At 56.9% G+C, this 18864-nt stretch carries 17 protein-coding genes and 1 tRNA gene; 7 read left to right on the top strand and 11 right to left on the bottom strand.

Annotated elements, in window-relative coordinates:
- Window positions 1-7 precede the first annotated feature (7 nt).
- Both ykgO and J7382_RS00425 read right to left on the bottom strand, forming a co-directional pair.
- Entirely contained in the window at window positions 8-133 is a 126-nt protein-coding gene (gene ykgO, locus J7382_RS00430) for a type B 50S ribosomal protein L36 (RefSeq protein WP_008562923.1), read from the bottom strand.
- Window positions 134-210: 77 nt separating this feature from the next.
- A tRNA-Val gene (locus tag J7382_RS00425) sits at window positions 211-285 on the bottom strand.
- A gap of 148 nt (window positions 286-433) precedes the next feature.
- Here J7382_RS00425 and J7382_RS00420 point away from each other — a divergent pair.
- The 4 genes from J7382_RS00420 to pncB all read left to right on the top strand — a co-directional run bounded on the left by J7382_RS00420 (window position 434) and on the right by pncB (window position 5774).
- The gene (locus J7382_RS00420) at window positions 434-1297 is read left to right on the top strand and encodes an N-formylglutamate amidohydrolase (protein WP_209066385.1); all 864 of its coding nucleotides are present in this window, start codon (window positions 434-436) and stop codon (window positions 1295-1297) included.
- A gap of 121 nt (window positions 1298-1418) precedes the next feature.
- On the top strand, window positions 1419-2015 hold the full coding sequence (gene pncA / locus J7382_RS00415) for a bifunctional nicotinamidase/pyrazinamidase (RefSeq protein WP_209066384.1): 597 nt from the start codon (window positions 1419-1421) through the stop codon (window positions 2013-2015).
- Between the two features lie 87 nt (window positions 2016-2102).
- Window positions 2103-4352: an ATP-binding protein gene (locus tag J7382_RS00410; protein WP_209066383.1), complete on the top strand. Its 2250-nt coding sequence runs from the start codon at window positions 2103-2105 to the stop codon at window positions 4350-4352.
- Window positions 4353-4481: 129 nt separating this feature from the next.
- The gene (pncB, locus tag J7382_RS00405) at window positions 4482-5774 is read left to right on the top strand and encodes a nicotinate phosphoribosyltransferase (RefSeq protein ID WP_209066382.1); all 1293 of its coding nucleotides are present in this window, start codon (window positions 4482-4484) and stop codon (window positions 5772-5774) included.
- Window positions 5775-5799: 25 nt separating this feature from the next.
- Here the strand turns inward: pncB and J7382_RS00400 are convergent, their stop codons facing one another.
- From J7382_RS00400 to J7382_RS00365, 8 genes are all read right to left on the bottom strand, one after another.
- Window positions 5800-6756, bottom strand: a complete 957-nt coding sequence (locus J7382_RS00400; RefSeq protein WP_209066381.1) for a phosphotransferase — start codon at window positions 6754-6756, stop codon at window positions 5800-5802.
- Window positions 6753-8018 (bottom strand): aminotransferase class III-fold pyridoxal phosphate-dependent enzyme, encoded by a 1266-nt coding sequence (locus tag J7382_RS00395; RefSeq protein ID WP_209066380.1) that lies wholly within the window; start codon window positions 8016-8018, stop codon window positions 6753-6755. The genes J7382_RS00400 and J7382_RS00395 overlap by 4 nt, the downstream gene beginning before the upstream one ends.
- Before the next feature lie 75 nt (window positions 8019-8093).
- Window positions 8094-8516, bottom strand: a complete 423-nt coding sequence (gene arfB, locus J7382_RS00390) for an alternative ribosome rescue aminoacyl-tRNA hydrolase ArfB (protein ID WP_209066379.1) — start codon at window positions 8514-8516, stop codon at window positions 8094-8096.
- A gap of 368 nt (window positions 8517-8884) precedes the next feature.
- Window positions 8885-9520: a queuosine precursor transporter gene (locus tag J7382_RS00385; protein WP_209066378.1), complete on the bottom strand. Its 636-nt coding sequence runs from the start codon at window positions 9518-9520 to the stop codon at window positions 8885-8887.
- Window positions 9521-9617: 97 nt separating this feature from the next.
- Complete coding sequence (locus J7382_RS00380; protein ID WP_209066377.1) at window positions 9618-10523, bottom strand: esterase-like activity of phytase family protein; 906 nt, start codon at window positions 10521-10523, stop codon at window positions 9618-9620.
- Window positions 10496-11413 carry a penicillin-insensitive murein endopeptidase gene (gene mepA / locus J7382_RS00375; RefSeq protein WP_209066376.1) on the bottom strand — a complete coding sequence of 306 codons (918 nt, stop codon included), beginning with the start codon at window positions 11411-11413 and terminating at the stop codon, window positions 10496-10498. Before mepA ends, J7382_RS00380 begins: the two co-directional genes overlap by 28 nt.
- Window positions 11395-12747, bottom strand: a complete 1353-nt coding sequence (locus J7382_RS00370; protein WP_209066375.1) for an MFS transporter — start codon at window positions 12745-12747, stop codon at window positions 11395-11397. Before J7382_RS00370 ends, mepA begins: the two co-directional genes overlap by 19 nt.
- Window positions 12748-12802: 55 nt before the next feature.
- A complete protein-coding gene (locus J7382_RS00365; RefSeq protein WP_058238918.1) occupies window positions 12803-13339 on the bottom strand; it encodes an acyl-CoA thioesterase in 537 nt (178 codons plus the stop codon).
- 126 nt (window positions 13340-13465) lie between these two features.
- Here J7382_RS00365 and J7382_RS00360 point away from each other — a divergent pair, with 126 nt between their 5' ends.
- The 3 genes from J7382_RS00360 (at window position 13466) to yaaA (ending at window position 16693) form a co-directional block, all read left to right on the top strand.
- Window positions 13466-13750, top strand: coding sequence for a YggT family protein (locus tag J7382_RS00360; RefSeq protein ID WP_058238919.1), 285 nt, complete (start codon window positions 13466-13468; stop codon window positions 13748-13750).
- Between the two features lie 95 nt (window positions 13751-13845).
- Window positions 13846-15885, top strand: a complete 2040-nt coding sequence (gene recQ, locus J7382_RS00355; RefSeq protein WP_209066374.1) for a DNA helicase RecQ — start codon at window positions 13846-13848, stop codon at window positions 15883-15885.
- Window positions 15886-15913: 28 nt separating this feature from the next.
- Window positions 15914-16693: a peroxide stress protein YaaA gene (gene yaaA, locus J7382_RS00350; RefSeq protein WP_209066373.1), complete on the top strand. Its 780-nt coding sequence runs from the start codon at window positions 15914-15916 to the stop codon at window positions 16691-16693.
- On the opposite strand, the gene J7382_RS00345 is transcribed toward yaaA, so the two are convergent.
- Window positions 16690-18858, bottom strand: a complete 2169-nt coding sequence (locus tag J7382_RS00345) for a response regulator (protein WP_209066372.1) — start codon at window positions 18856-18858, stop codon at window positions 16690-16692. The two genes, yaaA and J7382_RS00345, sit on opposite strands and share 4 nt — an antisense overlap.
- Between the last annotated feature and the right edge of the window lie 6 nt (window positions 18859-18864).

The following is an 18864-nucleotide window of genomic DNA, read 5'->3' as shown; positions in this document are numbered from 1 at the left end:
TTGCGACTTAGCCCTGACGTGCTTTGAAGCGACGCTGGGTCTTGTTGATCACGTAAACGCGGCCCTTGCGGCGCACAACGCGGCAATCACGGTGCCGGTTCTTGAGCGAGCGGAGCGAGTTCTTGACCTTCATGGGTCTTCTCCTCATTTCGCGGCGCTGCGGTGCGCCTGGGGTTACGGGACCTCTCTATCTGAGAGGCGGTGAATTCATGGTGGGCGATACTGGGATCGAACCAGTGACCCCTTCGATGTCAACGAAGTGCTCTACCGCTGAGCTAATCGCCCTGAACCGACGTATCTGTCTGACCCCCTAATAAAAGGGGGCGCGGAAATCCGCGCCGGTGGCGGTTTCTATAAAAGGAGTCGCGGGGGGGATCAAGGGCTTTTGATACAGTAATTTTTGCGCCAATATTCTGTGCGAACAGGAGACACGATGCAAACACCCGCCTACAGAATAATCGCGCCCGAAATCTGTCGCACATCGGTGGTCTTTGCCTCTCCCCACAGCGGCTGTGATTACCCCGAATGGTTCATCCGGCGCTCGCTTTTGAACGCTCACACGATCCGATCTTCTGAGGATGCCTTTGTAGATCAGCTGTTTTCAGGCGCACCGACTGTGGGAGCCCCTTTCCTGATGGCGCGCGCCCCACGCGCGCTGCTTGATCTGAACCGGTCGGCTGAAGAGCTTGATCCGGCGCTGATTCAGGGAGTGCGTAAAGTTGGGCATAACCCCCGCGTGGCCTCTGGCCTTGGGGTGATTCCCCGTGTCGTTGCCAATGGGCGGGCGATTTATCACGGCAAAATGACCCGTGCGGAAGCGGATCACCGAATCGCCACCTACTGGCGTCCCTATCACACCGCATTGGCAGAGTTGCTCAAGGCGGCGCAGGACAGCTTTGGCGAGGCCATCCTGATTGATTGCCATTCCATGCCCCGTGAAGCGGTCGAAGGGGTCTCACGCCGCGGCGGGCAGCGTCCGGAGATTGTGCTGGGGGATCGCTTTGGCGCCGCCGCCGACGTGGAGATTGTGGATCAGATCGAAGCCGCCTTTCAGCAGGCCGGTTTTGTGGTGTCGCGCAACTCTCCTTTTGCTGGGGCCTATGTGACACAGCACTACGGTCGACCGCAGCGGCGCCAACATGCCATTCAAATTGAGATCGACCGATCTCTTTATATGGATGAGGCGCTGATCACGCCGCATTCGGATTTTGCCGCCTTTCAGGGGCGTCTCCAAACCGTGGTGGCACAAATTGCCGCCATTGGTGCACCGCGCAAAAAGGGACTGGCGGCAGAATAATCCATAGCCGCGCGGTTCACGATTTTGGGCATAGGCCAAGCCTTTCGGCCCCAAAGAGGTCACAAGCATTGACCTGTGCCCCTGTCTTGCTCATCTTGGCGCGGTGCAAAGGGAGAGCACCATGACACAAGCCCTGATCGTGATCGATGTTCAGAATGATTTTTGTCCCGGAGGGGCGCTCGCCGTCCCCGATGGCGATCAGATTGTCGCGGGCATCAACGCCCGGATGGCGGATTTTGACACCGTGGTCCTGACACAGGATTGGCACCCCGCCGGACACAGCTCTTTTGCCAGCAGCCATTCAGGCAAGACCCCTTATGAATTGATCGACATGCCTTATGGGCCTCAGGTGCTCTGGCCGGATCATTGCGTTCAGGGCAGCGAAGGCGCGGCCTTTCATGCGGCACTCAGCACGGATCGGGCAGATCTCATCATCCGCAAAGGTATGACCCCTGAAATCGACAGCTACTCTGCGTTTTTTGAAAATGACCGCAGCACAGCGACCGGCCTTGAGGGCTATCTGCGCAGCCGGCAGGTTTCCAAGCTGACATTGGTCGGGCTTGCCACCGATTTCTGTGTGAACTACTCGGCGCAGGATGCGGCCCGCTTGGGGTTTGAGGTGCAGGTTGAGGAAGCCCTTTGCCGGGGCATAGATCTGGATGGGTCTTTGTCCGCTGCCCGACACGAAATGACAACTTTAGGTGTATCTTTGGTATAGATTTTCGTACCTATGCTTGTCTGTTTTTTGTTTGTTAACCATTTCCCGACATCAAAACGCCATTTGATTTTCTAGGATGGGCCGCGCATGGCAGCCGAAATTCATGAGTTAAATCGCGCGCTGGAGGAATTTGATAAGCGCAACACTCAGTCCGGTCGGCTTGAACGCTATGTTCTGGGCCGCCTTAGTCATGCCCTCAGCCGACAAGTCTTTATGCTCATGGGCATTGCTGTGCTTATGGTTACCGTGTCGCCATGGGTGGGGCTGCAGGCGCTTGTGCCCATTCTGATTGGCGAAACGATTGATGCCTTAGTGCTGCGTGGGCTGGTGGATCGCATGGAGCGTGGCGTTCCTCTCAAACGTTTGATCCTGCAAAGCACCATCAGTGCGTCGATTCAGGCGATAGGTCTCGTCGTCTTCGTTGCCTTCATGTGGTATCACATCCCGCGTGAGGCGGGTCTTATGCTTTGCCTGTCTTATTTGGCCACTGCGGCGATGAATGCGGTCATGTCTCTCAGTTTCCATCGCTACGCTTCAATGGCGCGGTTGATTGTCTTCTGTGGCAGCATCATTCCGCTCTATTTGGCTGATTACTTCATCTTACAATACGACCCTGTGCAGCTGCTCTATAATTTTGGGGTGACCATCATGATCGCCTACACAATGCTGCCGTTTGTAAGTTACGTGACCAATGGCCGCCTGCGCGATCTGCAACAACAGCGCCGTCAGTTAGAACAGGCGCTGGAGCTGGCAACGGTAAATGCGGCTCTCATGGAGCGGCAACGCGAAAGCCGGCGGCTTGCGTCCATCCCTGAGAATGCCGTCGACAGCGTGTTGATGCTGGACAAAGAAGCGCGGATTTTGTGGATCAATCCGGCCTTCACAAAGCGGACCGGATATAAGCTTTCGGAGGTGGTTGGTAAGACACCTGCGGATGTCATCTATGGTGCGCATTCTGATCAGTCCGCTCAGGGCGTCTTGATGAGCGATATTCTACAGGGTCGTCCCTCTCGTAGCGAAAACATCAACTACACCAGAGACGGGCAGCCTTTCTGGGTCGAAACCAACGTGGCCCCGGTCTTTGATGAGCAGGGCAATCTGGAGATGTGTGTGTCTATTGAGCGCGACATCACCAACAAGAAACGGCAGGAGAAAGAGCTGGCCGCAGCGAAACAGGCGGCGGAAATGGGCGAGCAGGCCAAGACGATCTTCCTTGCCAACATGAGCCATGAAATTCGCACGCCAATGAATGGCATCATCGGCATGGCCGAACTGCTTGGGGAGGCGGAGCTGGGCAAAGAGGAAGCTCTCTATGTTCAAACCATCCGTCACTCCTCCGAAGCGCTGCTGACCATCATCAACGACATTCTGGATTATTCCAAACTCAAGGATGGCCACATCACCATCAACAGCAATGGCTTCCTGCTGGACACCTGTTTGAAAGAAGTGGTGAACTTGATGCGCCCTCAGGCGGAGGCCAAGGGGATTGCCCTGACACTTTCCAGGGCCGATGGCTTGCCGGACACGGTGCTGGGCGACGAAGGGCGGTTGCGACAGATATTGGTCAATGTGATTGGCAATGCCGTCAAGTTCACCGAGCAGGGCAGCGTCGATATCGCGGTGGAAACCGCAGCATGCGGCAGCATTGTATTTCGCGTGACGGATACGGGCATTGGCATTCCTGCACACCGGTTGCCGTATATCTTTGAACAGTTTGAACAGGCCGACGCCGCCACGACCCGTCAATTTGGCGGCACTGGACTCGGGCTGGCGATCTCCCGTCAATTGGCACGGCTGATGGGCGGCGATGTGACTGTGACCAGTACCCTTGATGTGGGGTCCTGTTTTACCATCTTTACAAATCTCTGTGCCGTTTGCCCTGAAATTGCGGCACATCCCGTTGAGAGCACAGAAATCCCCGTGGATTTGCTCGAAAACGCCACTGTATTGCTCGCCGAGGACAACCGCACCAACCGCCTGCTTGTGGAAAAACTGCTCAAGGATTTCCCGCTGACCTTGTTGATGGCGGAAGACGGGGCCAAAGCGGTGGAACAGGTCAAAACATCACAGCCTGATGTCATTCTGATGGATATGTCGATGCCTGTCATGGACGGGCTGGACGCCACCCGCGCCATCCGCGCCCTCGATATGCCTCAGCCCCAGATCATCGCCATCACCGCCAACGCTTACCGCAGTGATCGGGAGGCTTGTATTGAGGCCGGGATGGATGATTTTGTCAGCAAGCCACTGCGGCGGGCAGATCTCCTTGTGGCGTTGACCAAAGCGCTTGAACTGCAGAAGGCCAAGCCGCCGGTGGTGGAAAAAACCGGCGCTTGAGTGCGCGATAGGCGGGTTTTCCCCCTTGGAGGCGCTTCGTGAAAATACACCCACAGGCCCAAAGGGCTTGGAGGCGCTTAAAAATCTGGCTATCAACAGCCAAACCAAAGAATTGGGGGCCAGAAAACTATGGTCGACATTGCCACGCGCGTCTGGAACCACAAATGGAAGATTGATCCCATTGTGCGGTCTCTCATCGACAACGATTTCTACAAGTTGCTGATGTGCCAATCCATTTTTCGCAACCGTCCCGACGCCCATGTCACCTTCAGCCTGATCAATCGCTCCTCCCAAGTGCGACTTGCAGATCTGATCGACGAAGGTGAGTTGCGTGAACAGCTGGACCACATTCAGTCCTTGTCCCTGACACGCGGGGAAAGCACCTTCCTGCGTGGCAACACCTTCTATGGCAAGCGTCAGATGTTCCGCCCGGACTTCATGGAGTGGTTCGAAAATATGCGTCTGCCGGATTACCATCTGGAAAAGCGCGATGGGCAGTATGAGCTGACCTTTGAAGGCAAATGGCATGAGGTCATGCTCTGGGAAATCCCGGCGCTTGCAGTCTTGATGGAGTTGCGTGGCCGCGCTGTACTGCATGACATGCGCAAATTCGAGCTTCAGGTGCTCTATGCCCGCGCCATGACCAAACTCTGGGAAAAGATCAATCATCTCAACACGCTGCCAGATCTGCGCATCGCCGATTTTGGCACCCGCCGCCGCCATTCCTATCTCTGGCAAGACTGGTGCGTGCAGGCCATGGTCGAAGGGTTAGGAAATAAATTTGTTGGCACCTCCAACTGCCTCATCGCCATGAAGCGCGATCTGGAGGCCATTGGCACCAACGCCCATGAGCTGCCCATGGTGTTCTCGGCCTTGGCGCAAAGCGACGAAGAGCTGCGCCATGCGCCCTACAAGGTGCTCGAAGACTGGCATGAAGAGCATGAAGGCAACCTGCGCATCATCCTGCCTGACACCTATGGCACCGAGGGCTTCCTCAAACACGCGCCGGATTGGCTCGCAGGCTGGACAGGCATTCGCATCGACAGCGGCGATCCTGCCAAAGGCGCCGAAACGGCGATCCGCTGGTGGAAAGAGCGCGGCGAAGATCCGACAAAGAAGCTGATCATCTTTTCCGATGGTCTGGACACCGATAAAATTGCCGAGCTGCACACCCAATTTGCCGGTCGTGCGCGTGTGTCTTTTGGCTGGGGCACGCTTCTGACCAATGATTTCCGCGGCCTCACCCCAGATGACGGTCTGGCGCCTTTCTCGATGGTCTGCAAAGCGATCAAAGCCAATGGCACCCCCACGGTCAAACTGTCAGATAACCCCAACAAAGCCATGGGCCCCGCCAGCGAAATCGAACGCTACAAACGGGTATTTGGCGTGGGGCAACAGGATGAAATGGATGTGATTGTCTGATCCCCATCGGGATCAGACCGCTGTCTCACACAAAGCGCTTTGCCATTGCAATCGCCCGTTCCGCATAATCGCGCACCGCAGGGTGGTCATCCGCATAGCGTCCGATCACCCAGCCACAAGAGGCCATGGCCCGCATCACGGTGAAAGCGTCCAGCAGTTCGGCGGCATTCTCGGGCAAGGCCCGCACAGAGGCATAGCCACGCAGCAGCGCCGCGCCCAGATCGGCCTCATTGGCCTGATCCCAATTCTGCGACATGGCCACGCCCAGCTCATACATGCGGAAGCCAAACACCCCGTCATCGAAGTCGATCAGCCGCACGTCATCACCCTGCACCAGCACGTTTTCGCGCAGCGCATCCGCGTGGATCAGACCAAAATCGCCATCCGCCGCCGCATGCGCGCCAATCACCGCGCGCAGCTTGTCCCGACAGGTCAGCAGCAAACGCGCTTCCCCTTCTGACAGGCTCGCATTCTCCCAGAACCGGCCCCAGGAGGGATCCTCCCCCAACAGCGCGTCCAAATCGAGCACTTCGCGTTCAAAGGCCTCCGGGCGCTCCATGGCATCGCTCGCCAGATGCAACCGCGCCAGCTCTGCCCCCAGAGCTGCGTGCAGATCGGCCTGCGCCTGCGGTGCCATCGCCAGTTGCACGCCACCTTCGCCCAGCGGTGCGCCCTCCAGCCATGTCACCAGTGAGGCCACACGCGGCCCGCCCGTCGCCAGTACCTCACCGGCCAGCGTGCGGATCGGCTGTGGCACGATCATACCGGCCGCCACCAGCGCCTCTGACCACCAGAGTTCGGAGCGAATGGCATCATCACTCTGATAGCCGGGGCGGTGCAGGCGCAATGCCGCGCGCTGCCCATCGGGGCCTGCCGCTTCCAGAACAATGTTCTCACGGTTCTTGATCAGCCGGGGGGACATCTCCACCCCCCAGGCTTTCAGCGCCTCTTGCGCCGCAATAAGGGCCTGATCGTCGTTCATGCCACGGCTCCAAAGGCTGCATCGAGGGTTTCGGCAAGCAAATCCGCATCCGCGCGGCCAAAGGCACAGGGCGGGCGGATCTTCAGCGTGTTGTCAAACCGCCCCTCGGTGTGCAGCAGCACACCACGGTTGCGCATCTCTTCCACCATCGCATCACAGAGCGCGGTCGCCGGTTTGCCATCGCGCCACAGCTCTGCCCCAAAGAACAGGCCAGATCCGCGCACATCGGCGATCACATCATAGCGTGTCTGCAGCTCTTTGAGCAGGCCCACCGCATAGGCGCCCACATCCTTGGCGTTCTCAACAAGGTTTTCGTCTTCAATCACATTGAGCACCGCCATGGCCGCTGCCGCGCTCACCGGATTGCCGCCAAAGGTGTTGAAATATTTGAACCCTTCCTGAAACGCGGTGAGGATCTCAGGCCGGGTGATCACGGCGGCCACCGGATGGCCATTGGCCATTGGCTTGCCCAGCGTCACAATATCGGGCGCAAAGATCAGCTTCTGATGGCCCCACCAATGGCTGCCAATCCGGCCAAATCCCGGCTGCACCTCATCGGCAATAATGATCCCGCCCGCCGCACGTACCAGCGCGATGGCGTCGTCAAGAAATCCCTCTTCCAACGTCGGGAAGCCTTCGTTGGCAAAATAGGGGCAGACAATCAGGGCGGAGACCCCATGACCATTGGCCTCAAGCTCCGCGATGGCGGTTTTCACACCTTCGGCAAAGGCTTTGGTCTGACCCTCCCGTGTGCCGCCCGGCGGCATCATATTGTCGGGCGCGGGCGCACGTTTCACATGGTCCTGAAAGCCGCCGATGGGCACTTTGGAGGTGTTGAGCTGGCTCACAGCTGCGGTATTTCCGTGATAGGTGTTGTCGGTGGTGATCACCCCGGTCTTGCCGGTCATCGCCTGCGCCATGCGCAGCGCCACATCATTGGCCTCAGAGCCGGAACAGACCATCACCATACTGTCGAGATCATGGTCAAACTTCGCGGTCAGCGCTTCGCCATATTCCAGAATGCCGTCATGCACGTAACGGGTGTGGGTATTGAGGGTTGCCGCCTGTGTGGCAATCGCTTCCACCACACGCGGGTGGCAATGGCCCACATGCGGCACGTTGTTGTAGCAATCCAGATATTTGCGGCCGTCGGTGTCCCAAAGATAGGTCCCTTCGCCGCGGGCCAGATGCACAGGCTCTCTGTAAAATGTGGTCATATGCGGCCCCAAAAGCCGCGCGCGGCGCGTCAACACATCTGCCATGGGTTGCTCCCTATTTCTTCCCGGCAAAACTCTTGCGTCTTTCTGCGCCCGATGCCTGCCAATCGCAACCCCGGATCAATCTTCGCGTGTAATCCGCCCGCGCATGGCTTTGACTTCACCGCGCTCTTTCTTGGCCTTCAGCCGTCGCTGCTGGCTGCCGTAGGTGGGTTTGGTTTTGATCCGACGTTTTGGCGCCACCAGCGCCTTTCGGATCAGCTCGGCAAGACGGTCGCGTGCGATCTCCCGGTTGCGGGCCTGACTGCGGGTTTCGTCACATTGCAGCACCACCGCGCCATCTTTGGTCCAGCGCCGTCCTGCCAGCCGCTTCAGCCGTGCTTTGATCGGGGCACTCAGCGCCGGAGAGCGCGCGGCCTCAAACCGTAGCTCCACCGCTGAGGAGACCTTGTTCACATTCTGCCCACCGGGTCCGCTGGCGCGCATGAACTGCTCGGTCAGTTCCCAGTCTTCAATTGTGATCTCATCGCTGATTCTCAGCATGGCGCTCCCCGCGTTGCGCGGTCGGTGGGTTAAGATATGTGCTTTTCTATGTGCTCAAAAAATCCACCGACGCAATACAGTCGGGATACCGACGCGATACCGACGTGAAATTTTGCGCAAAAAAGTGGTTAACGCGCATCAAAAAGGGCTGCTTCCCGCGTTGGAAACAGCCCTTCGAGATGATTGGAGGTGCGTCGGTTAGGATCACACCAATTCGGACCTTATATCAGCCAAGGGCTGCCTCAGCTGCACTCCTTCCAAACTGTTCCGACCTCGTTCTCCATAGCTTCTCTAGACAATGGGCACCTCCTTTCAAATGATTTCGCGTATCTTCAGCCTGCCACAGGCCAAAGATATGTCAAACAAAATCATGTGGTGCGCGCGGTCAAAGACCCCACGATGATGCGGAATGGCACAAGAGCAAGCAAAGCCAGCGAGAGTTTGACCATCCAATCGGCAAAGGCGAGGCTGACCCAGAGCGGCACAACCGGCCCTGCGCCCAGCAATGGCAGCATCTCCGCAGCCCAGCTCACGTCGTTGCTCGGTTCGATGAAAGACAGTGCGCCGCTGAAGGCAACGCTGAAGAAAATGATGGTATCCACAGAGGATCCAATCAGCGTCGAAGCCAGCGGCGCGCGCCACCATGCTCCGTCACGCATTTCATCAAACACGGCCACATCAAGCAGCTGCGCGGTCAGGAAAGCAAGGCCCGAGCCAATGGCAATGCGCAGGGTTACGGCCGGATAGGTGAAACCATCGCCCTCCAGCATGATCTGCGTGCCGATGAAGGAGCAGATGACGCCCACAACAAAGCCTGCAAGCACCACACGGCGTGCCGCAGCAACGCCATACACGCGGTTCATGACGTCGGTCACAAGGAAAGCGAGAGGATAGGTAAAGGCACCCCAGGTCAGCCAGTTGCCAAACAGGAACTGCACAAGGATGTTGGAGGCAACCACAATGGCCGCCATGGCAAGAATGCCAGGAAGATATTTCGTGTTCATTTGTCTGAGCCCGTTTTGACAAGGTAGCGGCGACTTGACCCCGCGCGACTCGCGGGACGGTGGCGCGTGTACCGCTCTGGCGCAGATAAATCAAGTTTTATGGGGCTATGACGTATTCCACGATCTCGGTGCGCTGAAGCAGGCGAAAATTGTCATCGCTGATCATCGTCAGGCGGATGCGGGCCTGATCATCGCGCCAGACGGACAGGCCTTCAAGATTGTCGTGCCGACCTATGCCTTTTTGAAACAAAAGTTTTTCATCGCTCGCCTGTGTGCCAGAGATGTCAAAACTGCGCGCACGGGTGCGAAATCCAAAGCCGTTGAAACCGCGCTCCAATATGTAAAGCCGCCCGTCCGGCCCGATATCTGCCCCAACAGGTTGAAACTGTTTATCGCGGTTGAGCGTAAATGCCTTGCGCCATGTGCCGCCCTTTAAGGCAAAGACCTGAACCACATTCTCTGCCCCGATAGGCGCTTCGGGCATCGCATAAACGGTCCCGTCTGCCGCAGTTGCAATCGCCTCAAACCCCGCGTTTTTGGGCATCTGGTCAAAATCTGCATGCCATGCAACCGCTCTGGGAATGGCGCCGGGCCGTGCGAAACGTTCGACGCGATGCTGGCCTTCAAAAGACACCATGATAGTCCCATTGGGCATCAGGGCCAGACCTTCGGTGTCCCGCCCTATGGGGCGCGGCGCAAATTGACCATTCTTCCGCAACACCTGTGCGCGGCGAACATTGGTGACGTCCGCGATCTGGCCGTCGTTGCGCAGAAGCGCAGCCTGCACAAACTGCCCGCGATCTGACACCGCCAACAGGTTTGTGCCGTCCTCAGATATAATGAGCCCTGAAAACCCGCCAAACCAGCCTTCCGGGATCTGCCAGCGGAAGCTTGCCAGATGCGTCGCGGCTTGACGGGACGATGGTGTGGCATTGGCCCAAAGCGCATGTAGGGCCAATGCGGCAAGACCGATGCCTACGGAGATTGCAAAACGTCGACGCATTGTTTTGGCAGATCCGTCATCTGGAGTTCGCGGCGGGGTTTGGGCGGTGGTGCATTCGGATCTGGCGGCGGCGGGAAGAGGATATCCTGCACCCATTTGCGGGCATCGTCACATCCATCCCCGGCTGGGGGCGGATCTTGGTTCACACATCCCTCTGCGCCCTCCGGGCAATTCAGGCGCACATGAAAATGATAGTGATGTCCCCACCAAGGGCGGATCTTGCGCAGCCAGCTGCGATCACCTTTTGCATCTTCACACATCTGCACCTTTGCACCGGGGAAGACAAAGATCCGTGCGACACGGGGATCGCTTGCCGCCGCTTTGAGGATGGTGTGGTGTTGTTTGGTCCAATTGCTGTTCACATAAGCACCGTTGTTGCGGCGCATGGAAATGGAGGAGATGTTTTCGCGCTGAGTGGCACTGAGCGTGAGCGTGTCCGCGGGGCGCATCCAGATATCAATGTCCAAGCCAAGCTGATGGCTGCGATGTCCCGTCAGCATCGGCCCGCCCCGTGGCTGGCTGATATCGCCGATATAAAGCCCGTTCCAGCCGGGTTGTTGCGCCGCTTTGGCCGAGAGATCCTTGATATAGTCGATGGTAACGGGATGGCCCCAGTTGCGATTGCGCGACAGCCGCATGGCCTGCCATGTCGGGCCGGTTTCTGCCAGTTCGGTGCCACCTGCAAGACAGCCTTTAGCATAGCTGCCAAACGGGCTGCTGCTTTGGCTGGAGGCTTTGGGTTCCGCACCAAAAAGCTGTTTTGCCTGAACGCCCTGCATGGTGGCAGGAAGCTCCTGATGGGTGGAAAGCGTCACAGTTTTTTGCGGCGGATCCGGTTGGCATGCCGCGAGGCCAAACAAGGCTAGTACAGTTAAGAGACGGTGCCCCATGTTGAATGATCTCCCTTTGGGTCAACCCAGCGTAGCAGGATCAGACCCAGCAGGAAAAGCGCGATAAGCGGTGTCACGCCAATCTGTTGACTGCCGGAGACTGCCGTCATGATGCCAATCAGAAAAGGCGCAATAAACGAGGTGGCTTTGCCCGCCAGCGCATAAAGCCCAAAGGACTCTGCGGTGCGGTCGGGAATGGCCTGCCGCACCATCATCGAGCGGCTGGCCGATTGGATGACGCCGCCTGCGGCCCCAATCGCAGCCCCAAGCACGTAAAAGATGATGTCAGGCAGTTTGGATGTGTCCTCAATGACCATGCCAAACAAGCTTTCTCGCGACACAAACACAATTGAAATCGCCACGGCGCAGAGGATCAGGATGCAGGTCTTGATCACGGGTTTGGGGCCAAACTTCATATCTGCCCGCCCACCGAGCCATGCAAATATTGCGCCGGAAATTATGGCGAGAATGCCAAAGATGCCCACATCCACCACGGACCAGTTCAACACACCCGCGGCGTAGATGCCGCCGAATGTATACATGCCGTTCAGGGCGTCGCGATAAAACATCGAGCTGCCCAGATAGGCAAAAAGCGATGGGGTCTGCGGCAGGTTCTGAATGGTGCCCCAGACGTCTTTGAGGGCTTTGGCCGTGGCGCCTTTCACAGGTTTGGATGGCTTTGGATCCCGCACCCACAGCACAAAAGGAATCATGAAAACCGCGAACCAAATTGCCGTCAAAGGCCCGACAAAACGTGTGCCTTCTCGCGCATTCGCGTCCAATCCAAACAGGGGATCAATGCCGATGAGTGTTTTCCCACTGCTGGCGTCTTCGGCAAAAAGGGTCAGCATGATCACCAGAGCCAAAAGCCCCCCTACATATCCAAAGGCCCAACCATTACCCGAAATTCGACCGACCTCTTCGGCGCTGCCCAGTTCCGGCAGCATGGAATTGGTGAAAATCGTGGCAAATTCCATGCCGATCATGCCAATGGCAAAGAGCAGAAGCGTGGTTGTGAGATTAAAGCTGTCCGGCGCGGCCCACCACAAGCCGAAGGATCCGACGAAATACATCGCGGAAAAAAGCCATATCCAACGCAGGCGATTGCCGGAATTGTCCGCCAAGGCACCAAGGATTGGCGCGAGAATGGCAATAACCAGGCCTGCCGCTCCAATGCCAAATCCCCAAACGGTTTGCGCCTGCGCACCGTCTCCGATCAGATCCTTGATGTAAGGAGCAAAAATGAATGTGATCAGAAGAGTGTTATAAGGTTGGCTGGCCCAGTCAAAAAAGAACCATCCCCAAATCCGCTTGCGCGCTGTTGTCTGTTGCATCCGTATCCCCTCGGACTTTGTCCACAATTAGACGCGAAGACACAACCTAAGCAAGTTATTCCTGCATAGGGGGCCAAGGGCGGTCTGCGTCTGCTGCGATCCACCCTTTGATCCAGTCTGGCGCGTCAGGAGAAGGGGTATCCTGCCCCATGGCTTCCATCACGCGCGCAGGTGAGACAATGCCACTCGCATCGGTCACGGCGGCACGGTAGAGCGCATGGTTGGCGCATTCACCGTTTTGTTTCCACATGGACTGCTCCAGATAAACAAAGCGATCATCCCAACAGGCGGCCCGGCTGCGCATTTCGATTTTCTCAAAGGTGCGAATGCGACGGCGATAGCGCACCGAAGCACCGGCCATGGTCATGCTCCATTTCTGTTCTCGTAGCACTTTGACAAGGCCAATACGGCTGGCCAGCGGAATGCGGCCCAGATCAAACAATGTGAGCGTGCGACCGTTGTTCAGTTCCATCCAAAGGTCGATATCAGAGGGCCAGCACCGGTGCTGTGACACATGCGTGCCCGTGACGGGCAGAGGGCTGGCGTTGCGAAACTTGATCATCTCTTTGACCATACGCATGACTGGGTACATTGGCGTCTCCTTTGGGCGCCCTTCAATGCTGCCTGCAAGGCTTCGTCAACCGTGATTCCTGCGTCAGTCTTGTGCTTTTTTCTTTGGGTGCTTAACTGTGGGCCAGTCGCACAAAAGGAGCCTCTCATGATGGCAATTTACGGTCCGCTTCAGTTGATCCTGAACATCGCCTTCTTCTTCATGCTGGCGCATATCATCATGAGCTGGTTGATCAACTTTCAGGTGTTGAACCTGCATCAGCCGATCGTGGCGCAGATTTGGACCGGGCTGAACCGCTTGTTGGAGCCAATCTATGAGCCGGTCCGCCGGGTCTTGCCAGATACGCGGCCACTGGATCTTGCGCCTCTGGTGGTGTTCATCATCATCATCTCGCTGCGTGACTATATTCTGCCCTCTATTCTGCTTGGCTAAGAGCGGTCTTCTGGCTTGAGCCTTCCTGCGCGCTATGGGACATTGCGCCAAAGCAGACGGCCCCGATTTGAGGGGCTCAACAGGCAGGGGTAGGCATGCGGGCCGCGAGCACCGTTCTCAGTGAGGTTTTTGGTTTTGATGCCTTCCGCCCCGGGCAGGAAGATATTGTGACCTCTGTGGCCAGCGGTGAAAACGTGCTGGCCATCATGCCCACCGGTGGTGGTAAATCGCTTTGCTATCAATTGCCTGCGCTTCTGCGTGAGGGGGTGACAGTGGTGATTTCACCACTGATCGCCCTGATGCGCGATCAGGTGCGCGCCTTGCGCGAAGCCGGTGTAGAAGCTGGCGCTTTGACTTCTGGCAATACTGACGAAGAAACCGCACAGGTCTGGGAGGCTATTGAGGCCGGGCGGCTCAAACTGCTGTATATTGCGCCCGAACGTTTGGCCTCTGGCGCTGCGCTGGGCATGTTGCGGCAGATCGGCGTTGGCCTGATCGCTGTGGATGAGGCACATTGCGTCAGCCAGTGGGGCCATGATTTCCGTCCAGACTATCTGCGCATTGGTGAGTTGCAACGCGCGCTGGATGTGCCGATTGCAGCCTTCACGGCAACAGCAGACGCAGAAACGCGCGAGGAAATTATCGGGCGTTTGTTTGGGGCGCAGCCACCGAAAGTTTTCCTGCACGGTTTTGATCGCCCCAACCTGCATTTGGCGTTCGCCGCCAAAGATAATCCACGCAAACAGATCCTGCAATTTGCCGCCGCGCGCAAAGGGCAATCTGGCATTGTCTATTGTGGCACACGCGCCAAGACGGAATCCCTTGCCAAAGCCTTGCGTGATGAAGGGCATCAGGCCTTGCACTACCATGGCGGAATGGATCCGCAGGAACGTCGTGAGACCGAGGCGAGTTTTCAGCGGGAAGATGGTTTGATTGTCGTGGCCACCGTGGCATTTGGCATGGGGGTGGATAAACCGGATATTCGTTGGGTCGCGCATGCGGATTTGCCCAAATCCATTGAAGCCTATTATCAGGAAATTGGCCGCGCGGGCCGTGATGGTGCCCCAGCGGAGACATTTACGCTGTTTGGGCCCGATGATATTCGCCTGCGTCGGTCTCAGATTGATGAGGGCCTAGCCCCACCAGAGCGCCGTGCCGCAGATCACGCGCGCCTCAATGCGCTTTTGGGGCTTGCCGAGGCGCTCAAATGCCGCCGTACACAGCTTTTGGCCTATTTTGGCGAGGAGGACGTAGCGTGTGGCAAATGCGATCTTTGTGACACGCCTCCGGAGGTGTTTGATGGCACCGAAGCCGTGCGCAAAGCCCTTTCGGCCATTTTGCGTACGGGAGAGTGGTTTGGGACAGGTCATCTGATCGACATACTGTTGGGCAATGAAACCGATAAGGTACGCGAACGGGGCCATGATGCGCTGCCGACCTTTGGGGTTGGGCGAGAATATGACAAACGTCAGTGGCAGGCGGTGTTTCGTCAGATGATGGGGCATGATCTTGTGCGGCCCAATCCCGAACGCCACGGCGCGCTCACAATGACGGAACGCGCCCGCCCCGTTTTGCGTGACGAAGAGCGTGTGGAGCTGCGTCGCGACACCATTCGCATAACCTCCCGCCGTCCGGCGGCCAAAACCTTAGTGAGCGAAGAAAATGCGCCCCTGATGTCGGCTTTGAAGGCCAAGCGCCGGGCTTTAGCCGAATCTGCAAAAGTGCCCGCCTACGTCATCTTTCCGGATCGGACATTGGCCGAGATGGCGGAAGTGCGCCCTTCCAATCTGGATGATATGGCCCGTGTCAGCGGCGTGGGTGCCAAGAAACTGGCGAATTATGGTGATGCTTTCTTGGAAGTGATCAATGGGGAAGCTGCACAGATGCATCCCAGTCGCCGCAAGATTGCCGGTCGTGAAGATGCGGGTCTTTATGATCAACTGCTGGAGGCGCAATCTGAATTGATGCGGGGTCCAGACGGCATCGACAAACCGATGAGCTGCCCGGCTGGGCTTCTGGCCAAGGTGGCCAGTCATAAGCCGCGCACAGAACAGGATATGGCAAGGTTGCTTGGGGACCGCAGGGCGGATCGATTTGGCGCCGCTTTTCTGGACGTCCTGCGCCAATCCGAATAGACCAATTGAGATCAAAGGGAGAACCTGAATGCTTGTTGTGATTTCACCAGCCAAACGTTTGAATTGGGATCCCGTCTCCATTGAGATGACGCAGCCTGACTTTCAGGAAGATGCCATCCGTCTGGCAAAGACGGCCAAAAATCTTACGCTTGGTGATCTGCGCAAGCTTATGGATCTGAGCGAAGACTTGGCGCGTCTCAATCGTGACCGGTTCCGTGCTTTTGAGGCCGCCCCCGAAATCGAGGCCGCGCGGCCTGCGGTGTATGCTTTCGCCGGGGACACATATGTTGGTCTGGATGCGGCGAGCCTTGAGCCTGATGAGATGCGCTGGGCACAGGAGCATCTGCGCATTCTTTCCGGCTTATATGGGGTGCTGCGGCCTTTGGATGCGATGCAGCCTTATCGGCTTGAAATGGGCAGTCGCCTGAAGACCCGCAGAGGCACCAACCTCTATGATTACTGGCGCACGGCACCTGCCAAAGCGCTGAAGGCGCAGGCGGAGAGTTTGAACACGGATGTTTTGGTGAACTGCGCCAGCCAGGAGTATTTTGGCGCGGTGGATCTGAAAGCGTTGAAACTGCGCGTGATCACACCGGTCTTCATGGAAGAACGCAACGGCACCGCCAAGATTGTGTCGTTCTTTGCAAAAAAAGCACGCGGCTCCATGGCGCGTTACATGATTCACAACCGCCTAACTGACGCTGAGAGCCTTAAAGAATTCGACTATGGTGGCTATCGGTTTGATCCGGAACAATCGGAAGGGGACCGCTGGGTTTTCCTGCGTGATTATGCCGAAAGCAACGCCTAAACCGCAACTGCCGTTGCCTCAAAGGGATCGGTGGTCCCTTTGGGCTTATGTTCGGAAATGGCCTTGAAAATCTCTGCTTTGCGCAGGGGTTTTGTCAGATATCGATCCAGACCACAGCTCAGCACATGCTCTTCATCACCCTCATTGGCCAATGCGGTCAGGGCGATGATGGGCGTATGCTGATTGCTGTTTTCTTCCAGTTCCCGGATTTTCTGAGTGGCCTCTGTGCCATCCATGCGCGGCATGGAGATATCCATGAAGATCAGATCTGGCGCGTAAGATTTGTACATCTCCACGGCTTCCACGCCATCTTTGGCAAACTCAAGATCAATATCCAGAGACTTCAGCAGTTTTTCCAAAACCAGTCGGTTGGTCTTGTTATCTTCCGCTGACAGCACACGCATGCGACGGCGCATATTTTGCGCGGGGCTTACCGCACTGATGGCCTGAGCGGACTGACTGATGGCCAAACTAAGTTCTGCGCGGGAGCCGGGTTTTTGCAAAATGGCTTTGATCAAACTGTCGCCTTCAAGACCGGCAAAGGCTTCCGCATTGCTGGTCAAAGCCAGAATAGGCGGACAGACATTGGCAGCGCGCAGTTCGCGATCAAGCTGTCGGGCATCCACGCCCGTTGGAGTGTGGTCTGCAAGGATCAGATCCACATGAGGTGCCAAAAGCATAACCTGCGACTGTTCAGTACACAGCGTGACTGTCGCCCCCATTTGTTCAAGCTGCTTTTTCAAAAAATCACTGCTGACTTCAGATTCCGAGGCCACAAGGACATGCTGCACAGTATCTGCCAGCGGGATTGGCAAATGATCGCAGTTTTCATCAATCGGCAGCGTGAGGCGGAAGCCAAAAGAGGTTCCTTCAGCTTCCACGGAATCCACCCAGATTTCTCCAGACATCAGATTGACCAGCTGTTTGGTTAGGGCGAGTCCGATACCGGTGCCCTCAAACTCTCGGTTCTGGCTGGTGTCGACCTGATGGAATTCGCCGAAGATATGGTCAATCTGTTCCGCAGGAATACCGATGCCGGTGTCTTGAACCGTGACATGCAAAACGGCTTTTGAGCCGTCATTAGTGATCACCCCGACCACCTGCACGCAGACATGACCGCTGTGGGTGAACTTGACCCCATTACCCACAAGATGCGTGAGAATCTGACGCAAACGCCCGACGTCACCCACGAATTGTGTTGGTAGGAACAGATCGTAATCCACAAGAAGTTCGACGCCTTTTTCACGGGCGGAGACTTGATGCAGGGTCATGACCTCATGAATGCAACGTTCCAGATCAAAGGTTTCATTGCGCAGCCCGACATTTTCGGCACCGAGTTTGGAGTAGTCCAATACATCGTTGATGATGGACAGCAGCGCTTCGCCAGAGCTTTTGATTGTCGAGGCAAAGAGCCGTTGTTCTTCGCTCAAAGTGGTGTCCATGAGCAGGCCTGCCATGCCGACCACACCATTCATTGGCGTGCGGAGTTCGTGGCTCATATTGGCCAGAAAGGCGGATTTTGCCTGGCTGGCGGCTTCCGCTTCCTGGCGGGCACGGTGCAGCTCCGCTTCCTGGCGCACGCTTTCCGTAATATTCAATGCAAGGCTGGTGCGGTCCTCACCTTCATTTTTCTGATCCAGAAGTTTCAGAAACTCTTCATTCCAGAGTTGAACAATCACGGGTTCCGGCTCGTCATCATGCCAACGCTGGGCCATCATCTCGCACCAGTCATCCGGCGTTGTATCTTCCAGAACGAACAGGCCCTCGTGAGCAGCAAACTCCATGATCTCCTGATAGCTCACGCCGGGCTTAATGTGATCTGCGCCTTCAAATATCGCCAGATAGGAAGGGTTGGCCGCGATCATCTTGCCGCCTTGATCAAAGAAGGCAAAGCCATCCTTTATGGTGGCAATGGAATGCCAGAGGCGGCGCTCTGCCTGATCAGCGCGTTCCTGTGCCGTTTCCAGATCTGTACGAAAACGTTTGTTTTCCTTGACGACGGTTTCAAACTCGGCGCGTGTCTCTACGATCTCGTTTGAGAGCTGCGCAGCATGTTTGCCCAGCTTCCGATTGGCCGCATAAAGCTCGCGCTTTTTCAGTTCCAGCAAACGTTCGGCTGCCAAACGTGCCCGTCGTTCGTCAGCAAGTTTTTGCGCCAGCGACATTCGCCG

Origin of the sequence: Shimia sp. R11_0 (assembly GCF_017744035.1) — a bacterium.
Classification (GTDB): Bacteria; Pseudomonadota; Alphaproteobacteria; order Rhodobacterales; family Rhodobacteraceae; genus Shimia; species Shimia marina.
This window is presented reverse-complemented; position numbering and strand designations above follow the sequence as displayed.